The following is a 26,110-nucleotide window of genomic DNA, read 5'->3' as shown; positions in this document are numbered from 1 at the left end:
CACCTGTCGTGCCCCTTTATCTTGCATTTCCAACAGTCTCCGTGTATACGGTACATCAATGGTAACTGCTTACAGGTTTTAGGTATAATAAATCAAAGAGTTATCCCCCCGCGAGCAGTTACCATCAAAGATAATCAATTCGTCTGATCTAAATGTTTAAATGGCAAATAGCAAGAGTTATGGTCTCCTTTGCGTTTCCCGTAACATTTCTCCTGTTATTTATTGTCTGCAGTTCTGCAGCTCAAACTGCACACACTTGTCCAATGCAAGCAATCACAGCCACGTACACATACCATCATGCAAAATAAAAACCTTCATATCCTGGTAACCGGCGAAAGTGGGAATGGGCGTGCATATGTTATCTCCAAAAAGGCATTGCGCAATAGCATCACTGGATGTCTTATAGGTGCGCTTGTGCTCAGCTTAGGCAGCGCTCTCAGCGTGCGTCTATTTTCATCCAACTATACCCTAAAAAAAGAGGTTGCCGCTCTCCGTACAGACATTAAAACCAATACCGAATTAGCCACCCAACTCGCTACCGCTACCTCTCAGCTTGAGGAGTATCAACAACAAATTTCTCTCCTCCGACAGCAGCAGGAAAACCTGGTTGAAAAAAGTGTGAGCCGACTTGATGAACGCTCTAAAATTATCGAGTCAGTCATGGACTCCATTGGGGTCGAGGTGATCATTGAAGAAGATCCGAAACACAGTGGTGGTCCTTTTATCTCTTCCGGTGAAGGTTCCTATGGTGAGCAGTTGCTCCTCCATACAGACAAGTATCTCAGCATCCTGGAAAAGACCCCCATCGGCCGCCCGCTACCAACAAAAATCAGTTCTCGCTTTGGCCGAAGAAAAGATCCTCTCAATAAAAAGAGTGCCTTTCATGAAGGATTGGATTTCAAAGGAAAAACAGGCGATAAAATTCGAGCAACTGGTGGTGGTACTGTCAAGACATCGACCTACTCAAGAGGATGGGGTAATTATATTGTCATAGACCACCATAACGGTTACAAAACCCTTTTCGCGCATTTAAGTAAAAGATTAGTCAAAAAAGGTGAAAACGTTACTCGGGGTATGGTGATAGGCCATGTTGGTAATACAGGAAGAAGTACAGGTTCCCATCTTCATTACGAGATACAGCTTCATGGCAAGCCTATTGATCCAATGAAATATATAAAAATAGCAAGCTTATCCATGAAAATCAAAAATTAAGCTTTCACACACTCATTATGGCTTTATTTAAAAGCAAAAACGCTCCTTCTCACAAAACTGTTGACCATCCACCTAAAAAAGCATTGTCCAAGGACGTTATATCCTCAATTATTTCCCAGGAAATGCAAATTACAGGCGAGATCTCTTTTGCAGGCAAAGCTAGAATTGACGGTACAGTGGAGGGCAACCTTACGGGGGAATATCTCATCCTCAGTGAAGTTGGTAAAATAAAAGGGGACTTACAGCTGGAAGCCCTGGTCTGTCACGGTCAAATCGAGGGCAATATTTACGCAAAAGTTGTTACCATTCACGCGACTGCTGCAATCAAAGGCAAACTGATTGCCGAAAGCCTGACAGTTGAACCCGGCGCTTTATTAAGCGGTGAGATTAGTGCGGCAGATAAAGGAAAACCGACAAAGACGCCTGAGATTTCACAGCCTCAAACAAAAACAGTACCAGCAGAAAGCAAAAATAAGAAGTAATACAATAAGTGCACAGGTGCACATCGGTGAACGAAGAAAAACGTTTTATTTTCCTATACAAAACTCATTAAAGATAGCATCCAAAACATCTTCAGGGGTTGTCAACCCAATAATATCTCCCAGATAATCCAATCCATCCTGGGCATCAACAGCCAGCAGATCACACGGCGCACCATCGCAAATTGCAGCCAGCAGTCTCCGACAGGCTTCTGCTGTTTTCTGCAATGCAGCTAAGTGCCTTACATTAGGTGCGCACAATCCGATTTCTGCAGCCTGGTCATCACTGAGAGCGGTCTTAAAAATGGTTTCACGCAAGGTGTCGATTCCCACATTTTCCTTGGCTGAAATTTCGACCCGCGTTGCCTGCTCAAATTTTCGATGCAGACCATCTAATTCCTGCTCGTTACCCCTGTCCGTTTTATTAAAAACCACTATAAGCTGCTTATCTTTAATCGTTGCATAGAGGTCGAGATCTCGCTTGGTCAACGGCTGTGAGGCATCGAGCAAAAACAGGACCAAATCAGCAGCATCCATCTTGCGCCTGGCCCGTTCCATTCCCAGCTCTTCGACTACGTCATTATGGGCCCGAATGCCTGCAGTATCGACAAGATGTACAGGGATACCCTCGATGACGATACTTTCTTCAATAGTATCTCTTGTGGTACCCGGTAACGGTGTGACGAGCGCACGTTCTTCCCTGAGCAGTGTGTTAAGCAGGCTGGATTTACCCACATTGGGACGACCGGCAATGACGACACTAATCCCCTCTCGAATAATTTTAGCACTGGATACCGAACGGATCAGTGCTTCAATCGGCTTTAGAATATTAACCTTCAGTTGCATCTCGATTGCTTTTTTATCGAGCAGTTCCACATCATCTTCAGGGAAATCTATCGCGACTTCAAGGAGTGCCAGAATGGCGATCAACTCCTTACGGACTGGCTCAAGTTCATCGGTCAAACGGCCTTGCAGTTGGTTAACTGCAAGGTCGATCCCTTTATCCGTTTGAGCCTGCAACAAATCAATAACAGCTTCAGCCTGGGTAAGGTCAATACGGCCGCCAAGAAAAGCACGCTTGGTAAACTCTCCAGGCTCAGCGGGCCTAGCCCCCAAGGCAAAAACTGTTGCCAACACCTTCTGCAACAATATATATGAACCGTGGCAATGCAATTCGACCACATCTTCAACCGTGTATGTCGCTGGCCCCTGCATGAAAACAGCAAGGACCTCATCTATAACTTTACCGGCAGAATCGGCTAGTGTGCCATAATACATTTTATGGCTTTCAAAATGAGAAATGGGGTACTTTGGAGTAAAAATCTGCTCAAGAATGGTTGCAGCAGTTGCACCAGAGATGCGAATAATACCGATGCCGCCAGTCCCAGGTGGCGTGGCAATGGCAGCTATGGTATCTGTTGAACGATGGTACCCCATCCGTGCTATCCTCTCTTTTTTCTGGATCCGGACCGACGTCCTTTGCCGGGCTTATAAATCAGCACTTTTTTAAAGAGTCCATCTCCGACCGAACGGCTCCGGATCCCTTTATCCTCTTGCAAGATCATGTGAACAATACGACGCTCCGATGGGTTCAAAGCTGGAATTGCCTGGGTTTTTCCATCTTCTTTTACCTTTTCGGCAAGCTCAACTGCTCGTTGTTTTAAATCTTCTGCACGTCGCTGCCTGAAATCGCCGGCATTGAGCGACAAAAGAAATCTATCCGGCAAACTTTGCAACATCATCTTACGAATAAGATATTGGAGACTATCAAGCGTGCGCCCTTCTGAACCGATTATATCTTCCTCGTATTCGCCATTGATGTTGCAGGTGACAGTATTACCCTCAAAGGTAACATCAACCTGTGACGGAAACTTCATGAGAGAGAGCATCTCACTTATGGTCGCTTGAATAGCATCCAACGCTTCTTGCGACGGCTCTTCGTAGCTCATTTCAGCAGATTCGGTAGCCCCCCGCCCTCCTCCTTTAGCAGAAGGAATTTCTTTCTTGATTTCAACATCATCATTGGCTGTGTTTGTAGTTTTTGCGCTTTCTGCCGAATCGTCTTCCTTTTGCTCGTGTCGGGCATCACCGGCCAGGGCAGCGTTCTCTTGACCTTCTGGTTTTGTGTCAGCGACAGGTTCCTGCTCAACGGGGCGCGGCTCAACCTTCTCTTGCTGGGTTTTTTCTTTCACCCGAATATGGGCTTGTTTTCGGCACAAACCAAAAATCCCGGCTGACCCCGTTTCAAGGATCTCAATCTCCAAGTTGTCTTGTGTTGTAGCAAACTCCTTACAAGCCTGATCAATAACATCTGTTATATCTTTTCCAAAAAAATCTTTGTCTTTTGTCATAAGAGTTTTCCTTACAGCCCCGAGTTATGCCTTACTTTGCCGGTTGATGAGTTGTTGCTGAAGAATGGAAAGAAGATTATTTATAAACCAATAAAGTACCAGACCAGAGGCAAAATTAATAAACATAAAAGTGAAAATTATCGGCAAAAACTGCATAACTCTCGCTTGTGTTGGGTCAGCAGTTGTAGGAGTCATTTTCTGCTGCAGATACATGGAAGCCCCCATCAGCAAGGTCAACACAGGCAACCCATGCAGATAAGGAATATCCACCCCTATCCAAAGCCGATCTGGTGCAGAAAGGTCATTGATCCATAGCATGAACGGAGCATGGCGCAGCTCAATTGCAGCCATCAAAACACGATACAGGGCGAAGAAAAATGGAATCTGGATAACCATGGGCAGGCACCCGCCCACAGGGTTGACTTTGTACGTTTTGTACATAGCCATCATTTCCTGATTCATTTTTGCAGGATCATCCTTGAATTTCTCTTTCAGCTTTGCCACTTTTGGCTGCAGTTTCTGCATGTTCTTCATGGACTTCATACCCTTCTGGGTAACAGGCCAGAACACCGCTTTAATTAAAACGGTCACCAAAATAATAGCTATTCCATAATTTTTTGTATAATCATAAAAAAAGTTCAACAGCCACAGCATGGGCTTTGCCAAAACATCAAACCAACCGAAATTCACCGCCTTAGCAAGTTCTCCCCCTGTAGCCTGCAGGATCTTAAGTTTTTTAGGACCGAAATATATGGAATATGCGTGCTCACTGGTTTCGCCAGCGCCAAGTGTCTCTATCCCTTCTGAAATGACAGTGCGAACACTTTCCTCATTACCTTGCAGGCTTACTACCAGGGTTTTATCTGATTTCGGCACAATGGACGTCATAAAGTAGTTATCCACATACCCAGACCAGCTGACATCTCCCTGTAGAATAATTGGGCCTTCGGCTATCTTTTTAGGTTTCGTTTCTACCAATTCGCCATTGACGTACGCTGCCGGTCCAGAAAAGAGGAATCGGCTGGTCGCACTGGCATGGGAAAACGACTTATGAATCATACTCATCGCAGGTGATATCTGTAGCGGATTCCCCCCCACATTTTCCACCTGATACGTATCATCGATTAAGTAGGTATTCCCCCGAAACTTGAGCGTCCTAACTATTTTGGTACCATCATCAAGGGTTGCTTGCATTACCAGAACAGCTTCTTCCTGCTCATCAGTAATCACCACCGCATCGTTTTCCGCCGTAAACATCGGCAACACTTTTCCGGCTCCGTTATCAAGCGAAAAAAGAACCGGTAAGGTGTTGGGTGTCTGGGTAAGAACTAACTGCATTGGACCTGATTCAAGCTCAATGTCCGTTCGATACTTTTTGAGGACAAAACTTTTAAAACCACCCCCCTGCTCACTGATAACAGCCGTGTAAAGTGGTGTATCTATCCTGATATCCCGCGCATCAGGATTCACAGGGACAGCAACCATACTGTTGCTTGCCTGCGACGCTACCACTGGTTGTGCCGGTGCAGTGCTCTGCCCTGCACCTTGTTCCTGGCTACTGACGGTTTCCTTAACAACTGGTTGTTCAGCAACCGGTTTAACAAAAAAATATTGGTACCCGACAAGAATCAGGAATGAGAGAACAATAGCCAGAAAGGCTCTGAATAAGTCCATTTTTTTTCACACCTCGTAAAGACACTCTCGGCTGCACATGTATTTAATGCCCAAGACAAAAGTATTATTTCACAGGGTCGTAACCGCCCTGAGAAAAAGGATGACAACGCAATATACGCCAAAGGCCTTTCAACCCTCCGCGAATTACGCCATATTTTTGTACCGCTTCAATTGCATACTGAGAACAGGAGGGAGTAAATCGACAGGTGGGGGGGAATAGTGGCGAAATAACATATTGATACCCCTTGAAAAGCAGCACCAGAAACTTTTGGGGAATCGACGTCACAACGGCAAAAACATCTCTGATTTGCATCACATATTTTCTTTTCAACAAAGCTCCCCATCGTTTAAATCATCAGGGAAGGACTTCGCATCCATTACGGCTGAAACCATATGCTGGAAGTCGCTGGAACTACGCGCAGAAAAACCTGGACGAACAGTCACAACGACATCCGCATTCCGGGGAAACAAGTTTCTGTTCTTGCGAAAGACCTCACGTATAATACGCTTAATCCGGTTACGTTGAACCGCCCCCCCTACCTTTCGCTGTACACTTATGCCTAATCGACTCCATTGCTTCTGATTCGACATATAAATTACAGCAAAGCCATCACCGTACAGTCGATTTCCGTACCGGTAAACCCGATTGAATTCCCTGTTTTTTCTTATCAGACTTGTTTTAGGGAGTCCATGGGGTTTCATGTTTTCCTATGCTGCTAACTGCTTGCGCCCTTTTGCCCTTCTACGCTTGATTACAGCTCTTCCACCATGGGTTTTCATGCGGCTGCGAAAACCATGGGTACGGTGACGCTTGATGTTACTGGGTTGAAAAGTTCTTTTGCTCATAACTCATTTCCTTTCATGGTATAATATGTTTAATAAAAGCAGTTGTGAAACGGAGCTGAACCTTTCCAAGTAACGTATAAACCTGTTCGGTAAGATGTACAATGGTCGATAGAACATATGGTTTTTCGAAAAAAGTATCTACTCTGTCTGCACACACTACAGTTGTTTCACGAAACTGCGTATTTTAATCACAGCATAGTCTATCTGTCAAACCATTTCATCTCAACAACGAAAATGTATGGTCAAATTGGATTATAATAGTGTCGATTGGGGCAAACTTTGGCAACAAGCGCAACAAAGTAGAGCAAAAAAAGAAAAAAAGGCAAAAGACTGGGATAACCGGGCCCACTCTTTTGCCGCACGGACTGCGACCTCCATCTACACCAAGCACTTCCTGCAACTCCTCCGACCTGAAGCACACTGGACAGTCTTGGACGTCGGATCCGGGCCTGGGACACTGTCACTGCCCCTTGCACCTCGTGTGAGACATATCACCTGCCTTGATTTTTCAGGCAACATGCTCGATATACTTAACAAACGAGCACAACAGTACAAGATAGCAAACATTACGACCTGCAAAGCCGCTTGGGAGGATGACTGGAGGCAACTGGGTATCCGTCCTCACGAGCTTGCCATTGCTTCCCGATCGCTTGCTGTCAGAGATCTAAAAGGTGCGATCAAACAACTCTGCTGTTTTGCAACTGAAAAAGTAGTGATCACTGACAAAGTTCGCCATGGTCCTTTTGACCCTGGCGCCTTCAGAGCTCTACAAAGGCCTCTACAGACCGGACCTGATTATATCTATACCGTTAATCTCCTCTATCAAATGGGCTTTCTAGCCTCGATAGAGTATATACGCCTTGATGAGCATCCAACGTATCGCAACTTTGAGGATGCCATGACAAGCTACAGCTCCATGTTTCCCTCAATCAATCCCGATGAAAAAAAGCAATTGAAAAAATACCTTCAATCCATTACCACCTCCAATCAAAATGGAGGGGTTACAGTTCATAGGCAGCATGTTCCAACCTGGGCCTTCATTTCCTGGAACCCTAATGAACGTAATCTGTAATCCAAAACTTTGCTAACATGTTATCAAAATAGTCATCTGTGTAAAAAACAGGGGCACAAGAATTTGCAGCTGATCTGCAACACATCATTGAGCATATGATTTTTAAAAAAAAAGGTGCCAGCGAAAATATCCTTATCCTTGGTCTTGGCGGCATTGGTTCTTACCTGGCTAAACGACTCCTCCATGAAGGGTATGCGATTACCGTAATTGAGCCTGACAGCGACCTTGTCCGTTACGCCGACGGGGCTATGGATGCCCGCCTGATACAAGGCAACGCCATGTCAGTGTCCTGCTGGAAGGATGCGCATGCAAAAAATATGGATTACCTGATTGCGGTGACAGACAACGATGCGATCAACATGCTCTCTGCAATGGTTGCTGATCGCTTTGACATACCTACTAAGATTGCCCGAGTAAGGTCCCAAGACTTTGGCCATAGCAACTCCCTGCTGAAAGGAGAAGACCTCAAAGTAGACCTCTTCATTCACCCTGAAGAGCTTGCCGCCCAAGAAATTGTCCGCATGATCAAAAGAACTGCCGGTGATGAGATCATTGACATAGCTCTTGGCCAAATGCAGGTAATGGCCACCAGGATTACCCAAACATCCCCTTTTGCATTTAAGAATTTAATCGATATATCGAAAACCTACAGTGAGTTCCCGTTTCGAGTTGTGGCCATTGCCAGGGGGATCAGTACCGTTATCCCCTCCGGCGAGCACGAAATCCTTCCCCAGGATCAAGTCCTGATTATGGCAGACAAGAAAGACCTGCCGAAATTGATGGAGCTCACCGGGGTAAAGCAACATCGACGACACCGGGTGATGATCCTCGGCGGCGGCTTGGTTGGCTCCCGGATTGCCGAACTTCTTGGAAAAACTTTTCGCGTCACCCTGCTGGAAAAAGACGGGAAAAGAGCGGAAGAATTGTCTTCTATGCTCAGAGACACGGAAGTACTCCATGGAGACGGCTCTGACAAAGAAATTTTGGAAGAGACAGGCCTCAAGGACATTGACACGTTTATCGCTGCAACAGGAGAAAATGAAACCAATATCATGAGCTGCATCCTCTCTAGACATCTCATGGCCGCTCATGATGGTGAGACGCAAGGAATGCAGAGAAAGACGATCTGCCTTGTCACCAAGGAGGAATATCTTGTACTTGCCTCCACCAGCGGACTCGACATAGTCCTTAACAAAAAGATCCTGGCCGGAAACGAAATTCTTACCTTTATTCGCGGGAGCGAGTTACTTTCCATCTCCCACATGCATGGCTTTGATGCTGAAGTTGTTGACCTGATCGCGGCCCCCAACTCTCCTATCACCCGAAAACCGCTCGCTAATCAGACAAAGGCACTTGCCGGGCATATCATTATCGGTAGTGTCTTTCGGGACGGGCAGTGGAAAACTGCTGTAGGAGATACACATATTCATAGTGGTGACAGGGCGATCGTCATCTGCAACTCACTCTACCTAAAAGATGTTCGGAAGCTCTTTTCAGCCTGACAGTAGAAATGCCCTCTATTTCTTCCAAAATGACGGATAAAAAATAACCAAAGCGGAAAACATTTCCAATCGTCCAACCAGCATATTCCAGGACAGAAACCATTTGCTGGCATCAGATAAAAAAGCAAAATTTTCACTGGGACCGACAGCACCAAAGCCAGGGCCGATATTCATCAGAGCTGAAATAACTGCGCTCATAGCACTAATATAGTCAAGCTCCTCCAAAAGAGACATCAAGCATCCGCCCCCCAGAACCATAAAAATATTTACTATAAAATAGCACAAGGCTAGATCGACCACAGAAGAATCTACAGCCTTCTGATTCAGACGAATCGTAATCACAGAGCGGGGCTGAAAAAATATTTTGCGAATGGAATTGTACATGTATTTACAAATAATCACATAGTGCACCACCTTAATCCCACTTGTTGTAGAGCCGGCACAGGCACCAACAAAACAGACGGCAAAAAGAAACATCTGCGCAGCTTGAGGCCACAGTTCATAATTTGTGGTCGTAAAACCAGTGGTCGTTAAAAGTGACATTACCTGAAAAGTGCCGAACCGAAATGCATCAGCGATCGTATTATAGGTGCCGTTTTTGAGCAGTATGAGTGATACCATTACCGAAAAGAAGAGAACCAGCACCACGTACCACTTGAATTCCGTATTCCTGTAAACAGCTTTCCACTCCCCTTGCAGCAACAGAAAAAAAAGAAGAAAAGTTGTCCCACCCAAAAACATGAACAGGATGGTTACCCAATCAAAATAAGCACTGTTATAGTGCCCAATACTTAAATTTTTGGGAGAATAACCAGAGGTGGAAATCGTCCCAAAAGCTGTGCAAAGGGCATCAAAAATCGACATATCGCCGGCCCACAATAAACCGGCCTGGAGAAAATTCAAACAAAGATAGATCCACCAGAGACTGATCATGGTGTCACGATTGCGCGGCTTGAACTTTTCTTTAGTGATGACTTGACCAGGGCTTGACTCCGCCCTGAACAAACGGAGGCCTCCCATTCCTTGGGGAAGTAAGATGACGGTTAGAGTAAGAAATCCCATCCCGCCGAGCAGATGGGTCTCACTGCGCCAGAACAATAAGCCATGGGGAACACACTCTATGTCGGTGAGCACTGTTGCTCCGGTGGTGGTATACCCGGATATCATCTCAAAATAGGCATCGGTAAATGAAGGTATTGAACCATGAAGCATAAATGGGAGGGCGGAAAAGGCAGAAACGATAAACCAACCAAAAACTGCAACAATAATCCCGTCCTTCATATTCAGTTCGTAATTTTTGCGACATAACCACCACGCAGGAAGCCCTAGAAAAAAAGTCACGGCAGCTGACACCACCAAGGGAATCAGATCCCCCTCTCCGTAATACAAAGAACAGAGAGCAGGGAACAGCATGGTGCTACCGGTCACCATGAGTAACAATCCAAACACGTGAATGATTGATGCAAAATGCATAACGAGAGGAAAGGTCCTTGTAAAAAAGTAGGCTCTACTATCAGCAAAGATGGTCACGGTAAAGAATAGCGGCTCCACTTTATACGCGCTAATTCTTCGTCAATTGATGCTTCCCATTGCAAAATGGAACTGTGCTCTCTATAATAAATGTTTTATTGCAGAGTCAATAGCTGATCACTTCGCTTCGCTATGCCGCAGTTTCAGTATACTCTTCATTCCTTCTACCCAGTTAATCATATGACAGATTTTGATATTGCCGTAATCGGTGCCGGTCACGCCGGTTGTGAGGCAGCTCTTGCTGCCGCCAGGATGGGGTGTCGCACCCTTGTGTGTGTTATTAATGTAGACACCATAGGTGCTATGTCCTGCAACCCTGCCATTGGAGGACTTGCCAAAGGTCACCTCGTTAAGGAGATCGATGCTCTTGGCGGAGAAATGGCAAAAAATATAGATGCAACCGGTATCCAATTTCGTCGACTTAACACCAGTAAAGGACCTGCCGTACGATCCTCGCGGGCCCAAGCCGATAGGCTGCTGTATCGACTGCGAATGAAGAATATTCTTGAAAACCAGGAGAATTTAGAAATAAGACAAACAGTAGTTGATGAAATTCTTGTAGAAAATGATCAAATTGTCGGCATCAGAACCTCTCTAGACGAACATCTCACCGTCAAGGCCGTGGTTGTCACCACCGGAACCTTTCTCAACGGGCTTATTCATGTTGGCCTGAAACATTTCCCGGCAGGAAGAATGGGTGATGTTCCATCGCTGAAACTTGCAGAGTGGTTCAAGGCATATGGCTTCACGGTGGGTAGGATGAAAACAGGGACAACGCCCCGTATCGATGGCAACACCATTGACTATTCGCAACTGGAGGCACAGTATTCTGATGAGCCGCCAAATCTATTCTCTTTTTCCTCTTCCGGGGCACCTCCGCTTGAACAACGTCCATGCTATATTACCTACACCAATGAAAGGACTCATCAAATAATCGGCGACTCCATAGACCAGTCACCATTGTTTGCAGGTATCATAGAAGGGGTTGGCGCTCGTTACTGCCCTTCCATTGAGGACAAAGTAATGCGTTTTCCCGAAAAAAACAGACACCAAATTTTCCTTGAACCGGAAGGGCTTGACACTGTAGAGGTGTATCCTAACGGAATTCCGACCAGTCTGCCATTGAGCACTCAGATTGACATGATCCACTCAATACCAGGCATGGAAAATGCTCGTATTATACGCCCAGGGTATGCCATTGAGTACGACTATGTTGATCCACGGGAGCTTAAACCGTCCTTGGAAACTAAAAAAATCCAGGGGCTCTTTCTGGCAGGCCAGATAAACGGCACCTCCGGCTATGAAGAAGCTGCGGGACAGGGATTGATCGCTGCAATCAACAGTGTCAAATTTGTTCGCAATCAGGAGCCATTAGTGCTCGACCGCTCACAAGCGTACCTCGGCGTACTGATAGATGATCTGGTTACTCTGGGTACCAAGGAACCCTACCGCCTCTTCACCTCCAGAGCTGAATATCGGTTGCTCCTCCGCGAAGACAATGCCGATAGAAGGCTGAGGGAAATCGGCTATAATCTTGGCCTGGTAGACCAAGACACATGGGAGTCTTTTCTTGCCAAAAAGAAAAGTATAAATGAAGCAGTCAATGCGCTGCATGAGACCAGGATAAAGCCGTCAGCAGAGGTTAATCACTTTCTACAAGAGTTTAACTCTACGCCCTTAAGCCAGGCATTATCCATGGGAGACCTTCTTCGCCGACCGGAAATCAAACTTGCCGACCTCACCCGGCTGGTCTCAGAAACTGAGGTGGGCTTACCAGCGGCACTTGAGGGCCTGGAGTTTGTAGAGGAAGTAGAGCTCCAGGTCAAATACGCCGGCTATATCAAACGTCAGGAAGAACAGGTCCACAGATTCAAAAAGCTTGAACAAATGGCCTTACCGGAAAAAATGATATACAAAGGACTCCCCGGACTCTCCAATGAAGTAGTTGAAAAGCTAACCAAAGTTCAACCGCAATCACTTGGACAGGCTTCGCGTATCTCAGGAGTAACACCTGCTGCGGTATCAGTTCTCCAGGTCTATCTGAAGCAGAAAGGACTCCTCTAACCTGAGAATTGTTTGCATGCTCTCCTATCCTCAGCTAGACCCAATCATTTTTTCCGTCGGCCCATTGTCAGTTCGCTGGTACGGCTTGATGTACGTGATTGGGTTTGTCGCCGCATACCTGCTGGTTGCCTACCAAGCCAAAAAATTTGGCTGGCACAAGTTAACAAACCATCTGGACAATCTTAACCTCTCCCTCATTATTGGGGTTATTATCGGGGGCAGATTGGGATATGTTTGCTTTTACAACCCAACGTATTATCTTCAAAATCCTTTGGATATTTTCGCCATATGGCACGGGGGGATGTCGTTTCACGGCGGCTGCACGGGTGCACTGACAGCAGGGGTTATTTACTGTTCCCGCAATGGGCTCCAATTCTGGAAAGCAGCAGATCTTTACGTTGTTACGGTGCCGATTGGTCTTTTTTTCGGTCGCTTAGGTAATTTTATAAACGGAGAACTCTATGGTCGAGCCACAACAGTTGGCTGGGGCATGATCTTTCCCGGTGGGGGGCCGCTGCCGCGCCATCCTTCACAACTATATGAAGCTTTTTTGGAGGGAATTGTTTTATTCGCTATCCTGTGGGGCATAAAAGGCAAACCATGGACTAAGCATCCGAAAACATTGTGGCCCCATGGATCTCTTTTGGCTCTTTTTTTGATTTGCTACAGTGTATTTCGTTTTATTGTGGAATATTTTCGTGAACCTGACCCACAGTTAGGATTGCTGCTTGCTGGTTTTTCTATGGGTCAGGTGCTCAGCTGTTTCATGAGCGCGATTGGGATAGGTATTTGGTATTGGCGAAGTATAGTCTCAACGGGCAGCAAGCTGCCGTAGGCGCGAGTGCTTAATACTCGCCAAGCTTTCGTGAAAGATGTTTTCCTGGTCTGAACCTGACCGCCTTACGTGAAGGGATTGGGACGACTTCGCCTGTTTTCGGATTTCTCCCAGTGCGAGGGGCACGATCAACAACGCTAAAGCTACCAAATCCAGCCAATGTAACTCGCTCACCACCTTCCATGGCGCTCGACATCATAGTTAACATTCCGTTCAGGCCTCGTTCTGCTGCGGCTTTACTGATCCGTGCTGAACTGGCTATGGTTTCGATGAGATCACTTTTATTCATTCTTCCCCCTTCTTCTCTTTGGATAGTAATCAAAGGCATTAAAAATGCGATCTTTCCATTTTTTATTTGATTAACTAAAACGCAGCAGAAGTAAAAAAACAATTGGGGGAACTACTGACCGGCATTAGGTATTTTTACCTAAAAGACCAAAAAATAATATAAAAGAAGGGAAGTTAAGAGAAATGGAAAAACCTAAAAAAAAACACGTTGCCTATCTTTTTTTAGACATCTTCTAAAAATAAATTATTTCGAACAACATAATTCACCAAGTCGACCGTGTTTTTCATGTTGAATTTTTTGATAAGACTTGCCCTGTGATGATCGACGGTACGTGGGCTTAAGGTTAACAAGGCGGCAATTTTCTTACTCGTATATCCCTTGACAACCAATTGCAGCACCTGTTTTTCACGCGGTGACAAAGTAACCATCGGTACACTTGCCTGTTCTCTAAAGGCACCGATCATATCCCCGGATATTGCCTCCTGCAATTGCGGAGAAACATAGGTTTTCCCTTTTTTTATTCTCTCTATGGCTTTTATCAGCTCAGCGTCGGAGTCTTCTTTGATCAGGTAACCATGCACCCCGGCAGCTATGGAATGGTAAAAGTATTGATTATCTCCATGCATGGTAACAATCAAAACTTTGATATCAGGATAACGTTGTTTTATCTTTCCGACAGCCTCGATCCCGTTCATATCAGGCATTGAAATATCAAGAATAACCATGTCAGGATTATGCTCTTTGAGCAATTCGAGCAATTCAATGCCGTTTGCAGCTTCCGCAACTACACTCATCCCATCATTATCAGCAATAATACTTTTTATACCTTGTCGAATGAGACTATGGTCGTCTGCTATGATTATTCTATAGTTTTCTTTTTCAGTGTCCATTATTGATACTGTATGCTTACGGGACAATGATCAGACCCCATTATATCATCATGGATGGCAGCTGCAACAAGCCGACGCCGACTACCGGGATCAAGCAAAAAATAATCAATCCGCCACCCTATATTTTTAGCACGAGCATTAAAACGATAGCTCCACCATGTATAGTTTCCCGGTTCATGGTTAAATTCTCTGAAAGTATCGATGTAACCCGCTCCAATAACCTCATCCATCCATGCTCGTTCATGAGGGGAAAACCCAGGATTCTGCATATTAGATTGTGGATTTGCCAAGTCCATCGGTTTATGAGCGACATTCAAATCCCCACACAGAACCACCGATTTACTCAACTGCAGATCATGTATAAATGAAAAAAGGGCTTGGTTAAATTGCAGTTTATAGTCAATTCGTTTGAGAGCCGGTTGGGCGTTGGGGAAATAAGCATTAATAAAATAAAAATCATCATACTCCAAAGCAATAACTCTACCCTCTTCATCAAATTCTTTTTTACCCAAACCATACAGGACATTAAGAGGCTCTTTTTTAGAAAATACGGCTGTTCCCGAATACCCCTTCCTTTGAGCCGGATTCCAGTAGATATGATAGCCCGCTATGTTGCGCACCGATTCGGGTAACTGTTCAGGCATGGCTTTTATTTCCTGGACAGCAAAAATATCAGCATCAAAGGCATGGAAAATTTCCATGAATTCTTTGTTCAATGCTGCCCGTAGGCCATTGACATTCCAGGACACAAAACACAACCCTTTGTCGGATTTTTTCCGCTCAATCTGTTTTCGCTGTCGGGGAGTCACTCCTATCTTTGGACAAGGTGCCTCCAAAACGCACTGATCACAGTGTGGTCGTTGTGGTTTGCAAAGTCCCTGGCCAAAAGCAACAAGAAGAGAATTAATATCAAGCCAATACTGTTGAGGTAACTTCCTCCGCAATTCCATTTCGGTCTGTAATGGCGTTTTAGTAGTAACATACCCCCAAATATTCATTATCCGATGAACGTGGGTATCAACGCAAATTGCAGGCTTTTTAAAGGCAACAGCCACCACCAAATTTGCCGTTTTCCTCCCTACACCAGGCAGACGCAGTAACTCTTCCACACTTTGCGGCACTTCCCCTTTAAACTCATTTTCCAGTACTTGAGGCAGAGTATGCAGATATTTAGCTTTATTTCTATAAAAGCCAACAGGGTATATTATTTTTTCCAATTGAGAGACAGACAGACCGGCTAACTGCTCGAGTGTTTCAGCCTTGGCAAATAACCGTTGCGCGGCTACGGCCGTCACCTCATCTTTTGTACGTGCTGAGAGAATGGTGGCAACTAAAACCTTAAAAGGATCTTTGGTTTGCACGGCGATGAGATCGACTACAGGGACCTGGTAGTTAACAACCTCCTTTTTCAGAAGGGAAACAGCTTGATCAATATTTATAGCCACAGCACTTTATAATGTGAGAAAGAATGAAATACATAGCAGTTCTAGACACCATAGACTGATGTACACTAGCATAACAAGGAATAAAAGAGCAATCGGTTAACGGTGGGAATCAAAAGAAGAAGGCACTATTGGAGGAGTATAGGTTAGCTGCTAATATGCAAAATATGACACGTAATCGTACAACAACATGGCACAATCTATTTTTCTTGATAATAGTAGCCAGCCTTATAATCCTGGTAACCAAAAATTTTAGTGTCCAGCACGTTTGTCTGGTGTGCATTGAACACGACGCTAATAATTTTATCTCTGCCTATTGTATCAGCCAGCGCCTTTACGTGCTCTCGCCGGGATTTACCTTGCCGAATAACAAGAATAACCCCATCAACATGTTGAGCCAGCACAGCGGTTTCAGCTGCAGCGTGGAGCGGCGGGCTATCCAACAGAACAAATCGATCATCGTAGCGCTCTTTCATCTCATGAACGAGCTTGATCATAGAATCAGAACCTGATAATTCCGCAGGATTAACCGGAGGTGGACCTGCTGGTAGAATAGAAAGCTTATCAACACCTGATTTTATGATCAATTCCTCTGCAGCGATTTTCTGTTGAAGATGATTGACCAACCCGCGTTCATTGGAGACCCCAAACATCTGATGCTGAGAAGGACGCCGCAAGTCACAGTCCACCAGTATACAATAATCATCCACCCCTTGAGCCAGTGAAATCCCAAGGTTTGCACAAATAAAACTTTTCCCCTCCCCCGGCGATGCACTTGTTATTAACAAAGTACGTGGAGTGTTGCCAATAACCGGATATAAAATTCGGGTTCGCAGAGTACGAATACTTTCCGCCACTGCTCCTGTGGTTGCAGTGGCCAAGACCAGTCGCTCGTCCCATGGGGCGTTTGGTATTGCTTGTTCTTCAGCCTGCAACAAACCAAACTCTTCTCTTTTTTGGTCGGTCAGTTGCGAAGAAAACTCACCAGAATACTCACAGCCAGATGAAGGTCGTTCAGATACTGCCGTTTTACGCAAAACTTTGGAAAACTTACCCACTTTGCCCTCCGAAAAAACTTTCAAATATCGTTCGCAGCCATTGCTGCACAGGGGCAGGAAGAACCTTTTCCATCAGTGTCCCCCCTGAAGAATGCGGCAGAAAAGCCAATAATAACAACAGGCTCAAGCTTGCCAAAAATATACCAATACTGATCAATAACGCTCTTCTATAATCACGATCTTTTCCTATTGATTGCCCAACTGGCAATGGATTTTCCTCTCCAGGAAAATGTAAATCCTCTACACACTCTTGAATCAGATCTGCATTAATCACCGGTCGGTCTTCTGCAAAACCAGTCAACAGAGCATGATCACAAACAATATTAATCAAGCGAGGAGTACCTTTACTGACTCTATGAATCTGCTCAATGGCTTCATCGGTGAATATATGCAAATGTCGGGCCCCTGCATGCCGCAACCTGAAAAGAATATATTGTTTAGTTTCATTCAACCCAAAAGGTTTAAGGTCAAATCGAATCCCTATACGCTGCCGGAGGGGAAGTAAACGATCATCGCTCATTAATGCGTTTAGTTCAGGTTGTCCGACCAGAAAAATAGATAGAACATCCTGCCCCTTGACATCGAGGTTCGACAACAACCGTATTTCTTCCAAAAGATCAATAGGCAGAACGTGGGCCTCGTCAACAATCAACAAAATGCGCTCACCAGCAGCATAGGCATTTTTCAGCATTTCATCAAAGGCAATAAGAAACATTGCCTTGTTACCGTCCCAAGGCAGATGAAGCTTCGCTGCCAGGTAGGAAAAAAATTCATCCCGATACAGAAGCGGATTATTCAGCAGACAAAGCTTTACGTCTGTGCCAAGGGATTCCACCAAGGCTTCGAGTAGGGTAGTCTTCCCAAGACCTACATTGGCTGTTAAAACAAGAAAGCCCTTTTTCCCCAAAACCCCATACTTCAGAATGGCGAGTGCTTCCTGGTGGGCTTCACTCCGGAACACGACCTTGGAATCCGGTGTGAGTTTAAATGGTTTTTTGGTAAGCCCGTAATACGCCTTATACATTAAAGAACTGTCCTCGATAAATTGATTGAGATACGTTCAAGCGAACGTCATAATATCACAATACCACGGCTCCATAAGTAATAAAGAGCTGCAGTTATTATGGCCAGTCCTGTTATAAAATAGAGAATAAAACCTATACTCTTCAAACGGGAGAGCTTTTTTTCCTTTGGCAGTGGCAAATACGGGACAGAGCAGGCGACCGACACGCCTAAATACTCTTCAATCTCCAGGGGGTCTTTAAAGGAGGTGTCCAACAGATCCAAGCCCAGCGCCAGCCCCCCCCCGAGAGCACAACCCAGCCCGATGGCCAGTACCATAATTTTCATAAAATCAGGTTTTACCGGTTTTTGTGGTAAACGGGCAGGATCCATTATCTTGAACTGACTTCCCTGCTGTTTTTTCTCAAGGTTCTCAACTGAAGACGCTTGAAGATTCTGCGACACTAAAAAATCATAATGACTCTTAAACTGGTTATAATCACGGGTCAATGCAGACCATTCAGCCTCCCTGACCGGTGCGGCTGCGATCCATTCCTCGAGTTTCTGTATTTGTGAACGTAACTCTTTTTCGTCCACTCGCAACACAACAAGATTACGTTCAAGGTCTCTTTGCTGAATGGCAGCAGCCTGCAAAACCGGATCTCGACTCATTAAGGAACGATTAGTCGAAGGACGACTTCCTTCTTTTTCCTCAGTCCCAACATTGTCATTCGCACTTAATTGAGTTTCCAAGGCAGCAATACTTTTACGAATACGTTTTACTTCCGGGTGTGTTTCCTTGTATTTGACAAGCAATGTATCCAGATAGGCGTGCATCTGTGCCAATTTCTGGTAAGGATCTCCACCGGGCACATCCTTACCTTCCGTAGTCGAAGCAACCATGTTGGAACTGGCATTTTGCAGCAATTGCCGCCTTTGCCCGATCTGCTCTTTAAGGACAAGTTTGGTTCGCTCCAGCTCCTGAATGTTATCCTGCACTCCCTGCAGCTTCACCTGTAGAGTATCCGCCCGGGCGACATTGATTTGACGCTGCTCAGGAAGCTCATTGTAATATTTAAGTTTATAATCGCGCATGGCCTGTTCTTTTTTATCCAGGCTTTGCTTAGATAACTGCAGTTCATTAGCGATATAGCTTGATGTTTCAGAGGCTCTTTCTTCCCTATATTTTAAGTTTTCTTCGATAAACTTAGATGCAAGGGCATTGGTGACTCTAAGCACCTTTTTCGGATCTCCACCGGAAAAACTTACCTGGAAGACTTCCCCCTTTGTTGGTGAAATCTTAATCACCTTACGCATAGATTCTATGACATCTTCAAGGGGCATCTTTTCCAACATTTCAGGGTAAAGGTTTAAATCCTTGATTATTTTTTCCAGGCTACTCCTACTGGTTACCTGCTGCATTAGGGTACTAACGACTTCCTTCACCATATCCTTGACATCCGGCGACATTTTAGACGGGTTGATGGCTTTTTTTTCATAAATCAGCAGTGAAGTGGCTTGGTAGATCTTGGGTGTTTTATAATATTGGACCAATCCGCCAAGCACAGCGATAAAGACCAAAGTAACAAGCAGCATTTTTCGCGCAAGAATGATATCAAAATATTTTTTTACCAGTTGCTGCGTTTTCTCGTTCATAGTGTAGAGCTAGTGCTTATGGTTATATATTATTTTTTATGAAAAAATTCCCTTTACAACAATTACCATTCTTCAAAAAATCGGACTGGCATGGAGCGTACTGTAGTTATCGGCGACATACATGGTTGTCTTGACTCACTCAACAACCTACTGGACTTAGTCCTCCCCAATGCAGACACCTTAATATTTCTTGGCGATTACGTGGATCGTGGGCCAGACTCATACGGTGTAGTTGAAAGGCTGCTGGCCCTGCAAGCAGATCATCCACGACTCATTACCTTAAAAGGCAATCACGATTTCATGTTCCAGCAATATTTTGATGGTAAGGAGAGTAGTCTTTTTTTACGGGTTGGTGGGAAAGAGACACTTACCAGCTATGGCATCCCGCCCGAAGCTTCTGCAGCTCTAGCATCAATCCCAGCTGCACATACCCATTTTTTCCGTGAACTCCCATTATTCTTTGAAAACCAGCACGCCATTTATGTCCACGCCGGGCTGGAGCCTGAGTGCCATCTCAGTCTTCAGAGTCCTCAGTGGTGTTTATGGGCCAGAGAAAAATTTCTTAACTCTTCTTTCCAGCTTGGCAAGCCGATTATCTTTGGCCACACAGTGTTCCCGCGTCCTTATATTGCAAAGGATAAAATAGGGATAGATACCGGGGCGGTTTATGGTGGACAACTCACAGCACTTATTCTTCCAGACATGGAGTATATCAGTGTTCCTGGAGAACTGAACAAACCCTATATCGCTCCTTAGTGTCTTATGGTATATGATAGATAAAGAAAAAACAATGTGGCTATTGCATAATTCGGACATCGATCGGTAAAATTTCAGTCAACTTTTCTTTTCCCAGTAACAACATCATCACGCGATCAACTCCCAAGGCAATGCCGGCTGTATCACCTAGCCTCTCCAGTGCTTGAAGAAACTGCTCCGGCATTCGCACATCTCGGTCTAGTTGCCGAATCGCTCCCATTTCTTGAACAAAACGCTCTCGTTGAACAGCCGCGTCTACCAACTCTGAGAATCCGTTGGCTAATTCGAGCCCGCCTATGTACAACTCAAATCGTTCTGCCAGGTCCGGGCTGTCATCTTTTACTTTAGCCAACGAGGCTAACTGAACAGGGTAATCATACAAAAAGACTGGTCGCTCCCAGCCGAGGTGTGGTTCAATCTCTTCAACCAAAATTTCTTCAAACCGGTCTTTTGCAATGGCCTCATCTGCAGTGATGTCAGCAAAATGTACAAAAGCGTCCCGTAGCGATAACCGGCTCCATGGTTTTCCAAGAGATATGGTCCTCCCTTTATAAACGATGTCTCCTTTGACGTTAAGTCCATTCAACCCAGATACCCTGCTGGCTAGAATGTTGAACAGATCTTCACATTCCGACATTAAATCGGTGTAATCCCACCCACGATGATACCATTCGAGCATGGTAAACTCGGTTTGATGGTAACACCCACTCTCCTCCTTACGAAAACAGTGACAAAGCTGAAAAATCTGTTCACAACCACCGGCCAGCAACATTTTCATGCAAAGCTCCGGGGAAGTTTGCAAAAACCAACCATCACTTGTAAACGGTTGAATATGGGCCTCAGGAAGAAGGACAGGCAGACGGATGGGAGTATCGACTTCTATATAATCGCGATTGAAAAAAAAAGATCGAATAGCCTGCAGCAGCATCGAGCGCTGGCGCAGGCTATGTGGAGAAGACATGCATTATTCCTTGACTCTGGTCATATAGGTTCCGGTTCGGGTGTCTATCTGAATTTTATCACCCTGCTCGACAAAGGGAGGCACCTGTAGTTGAAAACCTGTCTCCACGGTGACGGGCTTTGTGTCGGTTCCAGAAGTATCACCTTTTACCCAAGGATCAGCAACGGTTACTTCCAAGTTGACAAAGGTCGGTAAACTTACATCAATGGGCCGTTCTCCAAAAAAAAGAACCTGGACTTCCATGTTATCAACCAAGTAATTAAGATTATCGCCCAGTTGTTCTTCAGATAAAAATATCTGTTCATAAGAAGTGGTGTCCATGAAATGGTACTCGCCATCCTGAGCATAAAGGAACTGCATTGTCCGTTCTTCCAGGTCAGGCTTCTCAAACTTATCATTGGAGCGATAGGTATTGGAAAATTGATTACCGCTTATCATGTTGCGCATTTTAGTGCGGTAAAGTGCCTGCCCCTTTCCCGGTTTAGAAAATTGAAAATCTGTAATAATATAGGGCTCACCATCAATCTGAATCTTCAGTCCTTTACGCAAATCCGAGGCTGAATACATTGTTATTATCCTTTTATTCATTATTAATTGTTCGGTACGAAAAAAAAACTATGCATATTATATCCCTGATACCTTATCGGTACCCTGTATAAAATACAGTTTCTTTTCCCTCTTATCTTGTTTTCACGGGCTATCTTTAATACATTTACCCCGACACGACAAATGAATATCTTACACGGCACACTATGACTCTTCGAGCTGGGGTACTTTCTGATACCCATCTAATCCGTCCTGACAGCCGTTTTAAAAGGCAAATCAGGCATTGTTTTCACGACTGTGATATTATCATCCATGCAGGCGACATAACAGAACCGACTATACTGGAAGCATTTGGGAATAAATCAGTGTATGCGGTGCATGGCAACATGTGCAGCGCCAAACTGCACAGGCAGTTGCCTGAAGCCACCACCTTTTCTTTCGGGAACTTCACCATCGGGCTCACCCATGGTGCCAGGCTTGGATATGACATAGAAGAACACTTGTGGGACCTCTTTCCCGAAGTAGACTGTATGATTTATGGCCACACCCATAGGCCTGCCTACCACAAAATCGGCCAGGTACTCATCATCAATCCAGGTAGTTTTCAGGCGACGAGCCGTTATGGGGCACCAGGGACCTATGCCATTCTTGAGGCTGGAGAAACCTTGGTGGGAACAATTCTTGAAATTCCTCCAAGCCTATGAAAACCCTTTGGACACCATGGCGGATGGAACATGTTTTGGGTAAAACGCCCAAGACCCAAGGATGTATCTTTGATCCACCTGGCACTGCTACCCACGACAAACACAGCTTGCTTCTTTACCGAGACCAGTGGACGGTTGTCCTCCTCAATCGCTTCCCCTACGCCAACGGCCATCTACTTGTCGCCCCCATCCGCCACCTTGCCGATCTACCAGAACTCAGTCTACAGGAACAGGGAAAGTTGATGCACATGGTTACTCAATGCTGCACCATTCTCAGAGCTACCTTTGCTCCTGACGGCCTGAATGTCGGACTTAATCTAGGCCAAACTGCAGGTGCAGGCATTGCTGATCATCTTCACTTTCATATCGTTCCCCGCTGGGATGGTGATCATAATTTTATGACCGTCTGTGCTGAGATCCGGACCATTCCTCAACATATTGACAACACCTTTGACACACTTCTTCCCCATTTCTTGAAAAAGCAGGTTTAACACCATCATGACCACCAACGTAAAAATCACCCCAATGCTCCGCCAATACCTGGAAATTAAAGAAGCATACGATGACGCCATCCTTTTTTACAGGATGGGTGATTTTTATGAAATGTTCTTTGACGATGCAGTCACAGCTTCCAAGATTCTTGGTATTACCCTTACCTCAAGAAGCCATAAAGACGAAGCCAACAAAGTACCTATGTGCGGTATTCCTTTTCATGCCCTGACAGGTTATCTCGGCAAAATGATAAAATCGGGACACCGAGTAGCTATCTGCGAACAGGTTGAAGACCCGAAACAAACCAAGGGGATTGTTAAAAGAGAAGTGGTCCGTGTTGTTTCACCTGGTGTCACAACAGATGAACAAATTCTTGATGAAAAAACAAATTGCTATGTCTGCGCCTTAACCACCCCAAAGAAACAGGGAGGAAAACACATCGTCGGCCTGAGCTTTCTTGATGCTTCCACAGGCGAATTCCTTGTCACAGAACTTCCTTTCAATGCTGATGATGCAACGGAACTTATCGACATCATGACCCGCATTAGCCCGGCGGAGTTACTCCTCAATGAAAAAGAAAGTGAACTCCAGCAAGCTCTTGCCAAAGTGGTTGGAGAGGCCCTCGGTGATATCTGCATGACTCTTCGTCCTGACTTCCACTTTATAAAAGATACTGCCCAGACAACTTTACTCGATCATTTTCACACCACCAACCTTGCAGGCTTTGGATGTGAAAACTTCTCATATGGTATCTGCGCTGCCGGAGCTCTCCTTAACTACATCCAAGACACCCAAAAATCTGCGCTTAATCACATTCAGCAAATCAAACCGCTCAACCAATCCGGCTTCTTAACCATTGACGACTCCTCCCGCCGCAACCTGGAACTTACAGAAACCATTGTTGGCGGTAAACGTGAAGGTTCCCTGCTGGCAGTCCTGGACTTTACAGCTACACCGATGGGGGCGAGACTGCTCAGAAAACGCCTCCTTTTTCCACTGCAGGATAAAGCCTCTATTGAACGCCGACTTGATGCAGTTGAAGAACTTATTGAATCGCCGGATTCAAGAAAAAACCTGCAACAGTGTCTTTCCTCAGTCTATGACCTGGAACGTCTCTGCAGCCGGCTGGTCCTTGGCCAAGGCAATGCCAGGGATATGGCTGCATTAAAAATTTCCCTAGCTCAATTACCCCTGCTACGACAATCAATTCAAACCTGCTCCTCCCTCCTCTTCAACAACATTCACAGCCAGTTGGACGAACTTGCCGAGCTACACGATCTCATTGACAGTAGCATTCGCGATGATGCTCCCATAAGTCTTCGAGAAGGGCGACTTATTAAAGAAGGTTATAATGCCGACCTGGATGAGCTGCTTATCCTCTTACGAGATGATAAACAACTCATCCTCAACCTTGAAGCACAGGAAAGAGAAAGAAGCGGTATTTCTAAATTGAAAGTTGGTTACAACAAAGTCTTCGGTTATTTTTTTGAGATAACCCGAAGCCAGGCGGGAACAGTGCCGGATAACTTTATCCGTAAACAAACTCTTGTCAATGCAGAACGCTTCATCACGCCTGAACTGAAAGAACTTGAAAATTCTATTGCCACAGCCCAAGAAAAAAGACTTGAGCTTGAATACCAGCTGTTTTCAAATATCAGGCAATCCATAGCAGATCAAAGTAAAAAGATTCTCGATGTCGCCTATCAAGTGGCCAGAATAGACTTTCTGTTCAGCCTTTCTACAGCGGCGGTTAAATATCGATACCGTAAACCATCGATAAACGATGCCCAACAAATATATATCGAGGAAGGCAGACATCCTGTTATTGAACGAGCACTGGAAGCAGGCCGTTTTGTACCCAATGATGTAGAGCTTAACGACCAACAACAACTTATTATTATTACCGGTCCCAATATGGCCGGAAAATCAACGGTACTCAGGCAGACCGCCCTTATAACGCTGATGACCCATGCCGGCAGCTTTGTCCCGGCCCGTTCAGCAAGCATTTGCATTGTTGACCGTATTTTCACAAGGGTTGGCGCTATGGATGATCTTCGCCGGGGACAATCGACTTTTATGGTCGAAATGAACGAAACAGCAAACATCCTTAATAATGCCACCAAAAACAGCTTGGTGATTCTTGATGAAATCGGCAGAGGGACTTCCACTTATGACGGACTAGCTATTGCATGGGCCGTTGCTGAAGCACTGGTCAATAAAGATAATTCAGGTATAAAGACACTCTTTGCTACCCATTATCATGAACTAACAGATCTCGCTTCATCTCACCAGCGTGTACAAAACTATTCTATTGCCGTCCGCGAGTGGAATGATACCATCATTTTCCTCCATAAACTGGTAAAAGGTGCAACCAACAGGAGCTACGGAATACAGGTAGCATCACTCGCCGGCGTTCCTGAAAAAGTAACCCAACGCGCTTATGCCATACTTGCGGAAATAGAACGTGGAGAGATGCACCACCAAGGAAAGATTAATCAGAATCCGGGTAAACAGGTGTTACAAAAAAAACAACAACCAGCACAACTTCAGCTTTTTCCTAAGGCGCAAAGTCCTTTACTGACCTTACTCACCAAAACAAATCCAGACAGCCTCAGCCCACGGCAAGCCCTTGACTTACTCTATGAAATGAAAGAACTTCTTCCGAGTGAAAGTTAGAGTTTAAGGCTCTTTCTTGCCGGTTGCTAAAAAAACAAAACCACGTTAACGGCCAATAGAGAAAGGGTAGTAA

General features: G+C 45.1%; 25 protein-coding genes. 10 read left to right on the top strand and 15 right to left on the bottom strand.

The window, feature by feature from the left end; translation table 11 throughout:
- Positions 1 to 297: 297 nt before the first annotated feature.
- A complete protein-coding gene (locus ACHZCY_RS22130) occupies positions 298 to 1,212 on the top strand; it encodes a M23 family metallopeptidase (RefSeq protein ID WP_319550434.1) in 915 nt (304 codons plus the stop codon).
- 17 nt (positions 1,213 to 1,229) lie between these two features.
- Positions 1,230 to 1,694, top strand: a complete 465-nt coding sequence (locus ACHZCY_RS22125) for a bactofilin family protein (RefSeq protein WP_205221141.1) — start codon at positions 1,230 to 1,232, stop codon at positions 1,692 to 1,694.
- Positions 1,695 to 1,739: 45 nt separating this feature from the next.
- Here the strand turns inward: ACHZCY_RS22125 and mnmE are convergent, their stop codons facing one another.
- The 6 genes from mnmE to rpmH all read right to left on the bottom strand — a co-directional run bounded on the left by mnmE (position 1,740) and on the right by rpmH (position 6,562).
- Positions 1,740 to 3,128 (bottom strand): tRNA uridine-5-carboxymethylaminomethyl(34) synthesis GTPase MnmE, encoded by a 1,389-nt coding sequence (gene mnmE / locus ACHZCY_RS22120; RefSeq protein ID WP_319550433.1) that lies wholly within the window; start codon positions 3,126 to 3,128, stop codon positions 1,740 to 1,742.
- A 5-nt stretch (positions 3,129 to 3,133) separates the two neighbouring features.
- A complete protein-coding gene (locus tag ACHZCY_RS22115; RefSeq protein ID WP_205221143.1) occupies positions 3,134 to 4,042 on the bottom strand; it encodes a Jag family protein in 909 nt (302 codons plus the stop codon).
- A gap of 24 nt (positions 4,043 to 4,066) precedes the next feature.
- On the bottom strand, positions 4,067 to 5,716 hold the full coding sequence (yidC, locus tag ACHZCY_RS22110; RefSeq protein ID WP_319550432.1) for a membrane protein insertase YidC: 1,650 nt from the start codon (positions 5,714 to 5,716) through the stop codon (positions 4,067 to 4,069).
- A 64-nt stretch (positions 5,717 to 5,780) separates the two neighbouring features.
- Positions 5,781 to 6,029, bottom strand: coding sequence for a membrane protein insertion efficiency factor YidD (gene yidD, locus ACHZCY_RS22105; RefSeq protein WP_205221256.1), 249 nt, complete (start codon positions 6,027 to 6,029; stop codon positions 5,781 to 5,783).
- Between the two features lie 14 nt (positions 6,030 to 6,043).
- The gene (gene rnpA / locus ACHZCY_RS22100; protein ID WP_205221145.1) at positions 6,044 to 6,418 is read right to left on the bottom strand and encodes a ribonuclease P protein component; all 375 of its coding nucleotides are present in this window, start codon (positions 6,416 to 6,418) and stop codon (positions 6,044 to 6,046) included.
- A 6-nt stretch (positions 6,419 to 6,424) separates the two neighbouring features.
- On the bottom strand, positions 6,425 to 6,562 hold the full coding sequence (gene rpmH / locus ACHZCY_RS22095) for a 50S ribosomal protein L34 (RefSeq protein WP_205221146.1): 138 nt from the start codon (positions 6,560 to 6,562) through the stop codon (positions 6,425 to 6,427).
- Positions 6,563 to 6,800: 238 nt separating this feature from the next.
- Here rpmH and ACHZCY_RS22090 point away from each other — a divergent pair, with 238 nt between their 5' ends.
- On the top strand, positions 6,801 to 7,634 hold the full coding sequence (locus tag ACHZCY_RS22090; protein WP_319550431.1) for a class I SAM-dependent methyltransferase: 834 nt from the start codon (positions 6,801 to 6,803) through the stop codon (positions 7,632 to 7,634).
- A 95-nt stretch (positions 7,635 to 7,729) separates the two neighbouring features.
- On the top strand, positions 7,730 to 9,136 hold the full coding sequence (gene trkA / locus ACHZCY_RS22085; protein ID WP_319550430.1) for a Trk system potassium transporter TrkA: 1,407 nt from the start codon (positions 7,730 to 7,732) through the stop codon (positions 9,134 to 9,136).
- Positions 9,137 to 9,151: 15 nt separating this feature from the next.
- Here trkA and ACHZCY_RS22080 read toward each other — a convergent pair whose 3' ends face one another.
- A complete protein-coding gene (locus ACHZCY_RS22080; protein WP_205221149.1) occupies positions 9,152 to 10,609 on the bottom strand; it encodes a TrkH family potassium uptake protein in 1,458 nt (485 codons plus the stop codon).
- A 237-nt stretch (positions 10,610 to 10,846) separates the two neighbouring features.
- Here ACHZCY_RS22080 and mnmG point away from each other — a divergent pair, with 237 nt between their 5' ends.
- Positions 10,847 to 12,730 (top strand): tRNA uridine-5-carboxymethylaminomethyl(34) synthesis enzyme MnmG, encoded by a 1,884-nt coding sequence (gene mnmG / locus ACHZCY_RS22075; RefSeq protein ID WP_319550429.1) that lies wholly within the window; start codon positions 10,847 to 10,849, stop codon positions 12,728 to 12,730.
- Positions 12,731 to 12,746: 16 nt separating this feature from the next.
- A complete protein-coding gene (gene lgt, locus ACHZCY_RS22070; RefSeq protein WP_319550428.1) occupies positions 12,747 to 13,565 on the top strand; it encodes a prolipoprotein diacylglyceryl transferase in 819 nt (272 codons plus the stop codon).
- 10 nt (positions 13,566 to 13,575) lie between these two features.
- Here the strand turns inward: lgt and ACHZCY_RS22065 are convergent, their stop codons facing one another.
- The 6 genes from ACHZCY_RS22065 to ACHZCY_RS22040 form a co-directional block, all read right to left on the bottom strand.
- On the bottom strand, positions 13,576 to 13,854 hold the full coding sequence (locus ACHZCY_RS22065) for an HU family DNA-binding protein (RefSeq protein WP_205221152.1): 279 nt from the start codon (positions 13,852 to 13,854) through the stop codon (positions 13,576 to 13,578).
- Between the two features lie 221 nt (positions 13,855 to 14,075).
- Complete coding sequence (locus ACHZCY_RS22060; RefSeq protein ID WP_205221153.1) at positions 14,076 to 14,744, bottom strand: response regulator; 669 nt, start codon at positions 14,742 to 14,744, stop codon at positions 14,076 to 14,078.
- Complete coding sequence (locus tag ACHZCY_RS22055; protein WP_319550426.1) at positions 14,744 to 16,189, bottom strand: exodeoxyribonuclease III; 1,446 nt, start codon at positions 16,187 to 16,189, stop codon at positions 14,744 to 14,746. Before ACHZCY_RS22055 ends, ACHZCY_RS22060 begins: the two co-directional genes overlap by 1 nt.
- A 197-nt stretch (positions 16,190 to 16,386) precedes the next feature.
- Positions 16,387 to 17,244, bottom strand: a complete 858-nt coding sequence (locus ACHZCY_RS22050) for a CpsD/CapB family tyrosine-protein kinase (protein ID WP_319550425.1) — start codon at positions 17,242 to 17,244, stop codon at positions 16,387 to 16,389.
- Complete coding sequence (locus tag ACHZCY_RS22045; protein WP_205221156.1) at positions 17,237 to 18,268, bottom strand: ExeA family protein; 1,032 nt, start codon at positions 18,266 to 18,268, stop codon at positions 17,237 to 17,239. Before ACHZCY_RS22045 ends, ACHZCY_RS22050 begins: the two co-directional genes overlap by 8 nt.
- 47 nt (positions 18,269 to 18,315) lie before the next feature.
- Positions 18,316 to 19,902 carry a GumC family protein gene (locus tag ACHZCY_RS22040; RefSeq protein ID WP_319550424.1) on the bottom strand — a complete coding sequence of 529 codons (1,587 nt, stop codon included), beginning with the start codon at positions 19,900 to 19,902 and terminating at the stop codon, positions 18,316 to 18,318.
- 90 nt (positions 19,903 to 19,992) lie between these two features.
- Here ACHZCY_RS22040 and ACHZCY_RS22035 point away from each other — a divergent pair, with 90 nt between their 5' ends.
- Positions 19,993 to 20,658 (top strand): metallophosphoesterase family protein, encoded by a 666-nt coding sequence (locus ACHZCY_RS22035; protein WP_319550423.1) that lies wholly within the window; start codon positions 19,993 to 19,995, stop codon positions 20,656 to 20,658.
- A 40-nt stretch (positions 20,659 to 20,698) separates the two neighbouring features.
- Here the strand turns inward: ACHZCY_RS22035 and epmA are convergent, their stop codons facing one another.
- Together epmA and efp are read right to left on the bottom strand one after the other, a co-directional pair.
- Positions 20,699 to 21,619: an EF-P lysine aminoacylase EpmA gene (gene epmA / locus ACHZCY_RS22030; protein ID WP_319550422.1), complete on the bottom strand. Its 921-nt coding sequence runs from the start codon at positions 21,617 to 21,619 to the stop codon at positions 20,699 to 20,701.
- A gap of 3 nt (positions 21,620 to 21,622) precedes the next feature.
- Positions 21,623 to 22,186: an elongation factor P gene (gene efp / locus ACHZCY_RS22025; RefSeq protein ID WP_205221160.1), complete on the bottom strand. Its 564-nt coding sequence runs from the start codon at positions 22,184 to 22,186 to the stop codon at positions 21,623 to 21,625.
- A gap of 185 nt (positions 22,187 to 22,371) precedes the next feature.
- Here efp and ACHZCY_RS22020 point away from each other — a divergent pair, with 185 nt between their 5' ends.
- The 3 genes from ACHZCY_RS22020 to mutS are packed head-to-tail and all read left to right on the top strand — an operon-like array spanning position 22,372 to position 26,037.
- On the top strand, positions 22,372 to 22,869 hold the full coding sequence (locus ACHZCY_RS22020) for a metallophosphoesterase family protein (RefSeq protein ID WP_319550421.1): 498 nt from the start codon (positions 22,372 to 22,374) through the stop codon (positions 22,867 to 22,869).
- A 23-nt stretch (positions 22,870 to 22,892) separates the two neighbouring features.
- Entirely contained in the window at positions 22,893 to 23,360 is a 468-nt protein-coding gene (locus ACHZCY_RS22015; RefSeq protein WP_319550420.1) for an HIT family protein, read from the top strand.
- Between the two features lie 7 nt (positions 23,361 to 23,367).
- Positions 23,368 to 26,037, top strand: coding sequence for a DNA mismatch repair protein MutS (gene mutS / locus ACHZCY_RS22010; protein ID WP_319550419.1), 2,670 nt, complete (start codon positions 23,368 to 23,370; stop codon positions 26,035 to 26,037).
- Positions 26,038 to 26,110: the final 73 nt, after the last annotated feature.

This window comes from Desulfogranum marinum, from assembly GCF_963675105.2.
GTDB classification, from domain to species: Bacteria; Desulfobacterota; Desulfobulbia; order Desulfobulbales; family Desulfobulbaceae; genus Desulfogranum; species Desulfogranum marinum.
Note: the sequence above shows the minus strand (reverse complement) of the source record. Positions and strands in the feature narration are given on the sequence as shown.

Excerpts from the sequence above, each read along its gene's own strand:
- ACHZCY_RS22130 (WP_319550434.1), top strand. The coding sequence starts at position 298 with ATGCAAAATAAAAACCTTCATATCCTGGTAACCGGCGAAAGTGGGAAT.
- ACHZCY_RS22125 (WP_205221141.1), top strand. The coding sequence starts at position 1,230 with ATGGCTTTATTTAAAAGCAAAAACGCTCCTTCTCACAAAACTGTTGAC.
- mnmE (WP_319550433.1), bottom strand. The coding sequence starts at position 3,128 with ATGGGGTACCATCGTTCAACAGATACCATAGCTGCCATTGCCACGCCA.
- ACHZCY_RS22115 (WP_205221143.1), bottom strand. The coding sequence starts at position 4,042 with ATGACAAAAGACAAAGATTTTTTTGGAAAAGATATAACAGATGTTATT.
- yidC (WP_319550432.1), bottom strand. The coding sequence starts at position 5,716 with ATGGACTTATTCAGAGCCTTTCTGGCTATTGTTCTCTCATTCCTGATT.
- yidD (WP_205221256.1), bottom strand. The coding sequence starts at position 6,029 with ATGCAAATCAGAGATGTTTTTGCCGTTGTGACGTCGATTCCCCAAAAG.
- rnpA (WP_205221145.1), bottom strand. The coding sequence starts at position 6,418 with ATGAAACCCCATGGACTCCCTAAAACAAGTCTGATAAGAAAAAACAGG.
- rpmH (WP_205221146.1), bottom strand. The coding sequence starts at position 6,562 with ATGAGCAAAAGAACTTTTCAACCCAGTAACATCAAGCGTCACCGTACC.
- ACHZCY_RS22090 (WP_319550431.1), top strand. The coding sequence starts at position 6,801 with ATGGTCAAATTGGATTATAATAGTGTCGATTGGGGCAAACTTTGGCAA.
- trkA (WP_319550430.1), top strand. The coding sequence starts at position 7,730 with ATGATTTTTAAAAAAAAAGGTGCCAGCGAAAATATCCTTATCCTTGGT.
- ACHZCY_RS22080 (WP_205221149.1), bottom strand. The coding sequence starts at position 10,609 with ATGCATTTTGCATCAATCATTCACGTGTTTGGATTGTTACTCATGGTG.
- mnmG (WP_319550429.1), top strand. The coding sequence starts at position 10,847 with ATGACAGATTTTGATATTGCCGTAATCGGTGCCGGTCACGCCGGTTGT.
- lgt (WP_319550428.1), top strand. The coding sequence starts at position 12,747 with ATGCTCTCCTATCCTCAGCTAGACCCAATCATTTTTTCCGTCGGCCCA.
- ACHZCY_RS22065 (WP_205221152.1), bottom strand. The coding sequence starts at position 13,854 with ATGAATAAAAGTGATCTCATCGAAACCATAGCCAGTTCAGCACGGATC.
- ACHZCY_RS22060 (WP_205221153.1), bottom strand. The coding sequence starts at position 14,744 with ATGGACACTGAAAAAGAAAACTATAGAATAATCATAGCAGACGACCAT.
- ACHZCY_RS22045 (WP_205221156.1), bottom strand. The coding sequence starts at position 18,268 with ATGTATAAGGCGTATTACGGGCTTACCAAAAAACCATTTAAACTCACA.
- ACHZCY_RS22040 (WP_319550424.1), bottom strand. The coding sequence starts at position 19,902 with ATGAACGAGAAAACGCAGCAACTGGTAAAAAAATATTTTGATATCATT.
- ACHZCY_RS22035 (WP_319550423.1), top strand. The coding sequence starts at position 19,993 with ATGGAGCGTACTGTAGTTATCGGCGACATACATGGTTGTCTTGACTCA.
- epmA (WP_319550422.1), bottom strand. The coding sequence starts at position 21,619 with ATGTCTTCTCCACATAGCCTGCGCCAGCGCTCGATGCTGCTGCAGGCT.
- efp (WP_205221160.1), bottom strand. The coding sequence starts at position 22,186 with ATGTATTCAGCCTCGGATTTGCGTAAAGGACTGAAGATTCAGATTGAT.
- ACHZCY_RS22020 (WP_319550421.1), top strand. The coding sequence starts at position 22,372 with ATGACTCTTCGAGCTGGGGTACTTTCTGATACCCATCTAATCCGTCCT.
- ACHZCY_RS22015 (WP_319550420.1), top strand. The coding sequence starts at position 22,893 with ATGGAACATGTTTTGGGTAAAACGCCCAAGACCCAAGGATGTATCTTT.
- mutS (WP_319550419.1), top strand. The coding sequence starts at position 23,368 with ATGACCACCAACGTAAAAATCACCCCAATGCTCCGCCAATACCTGGAA.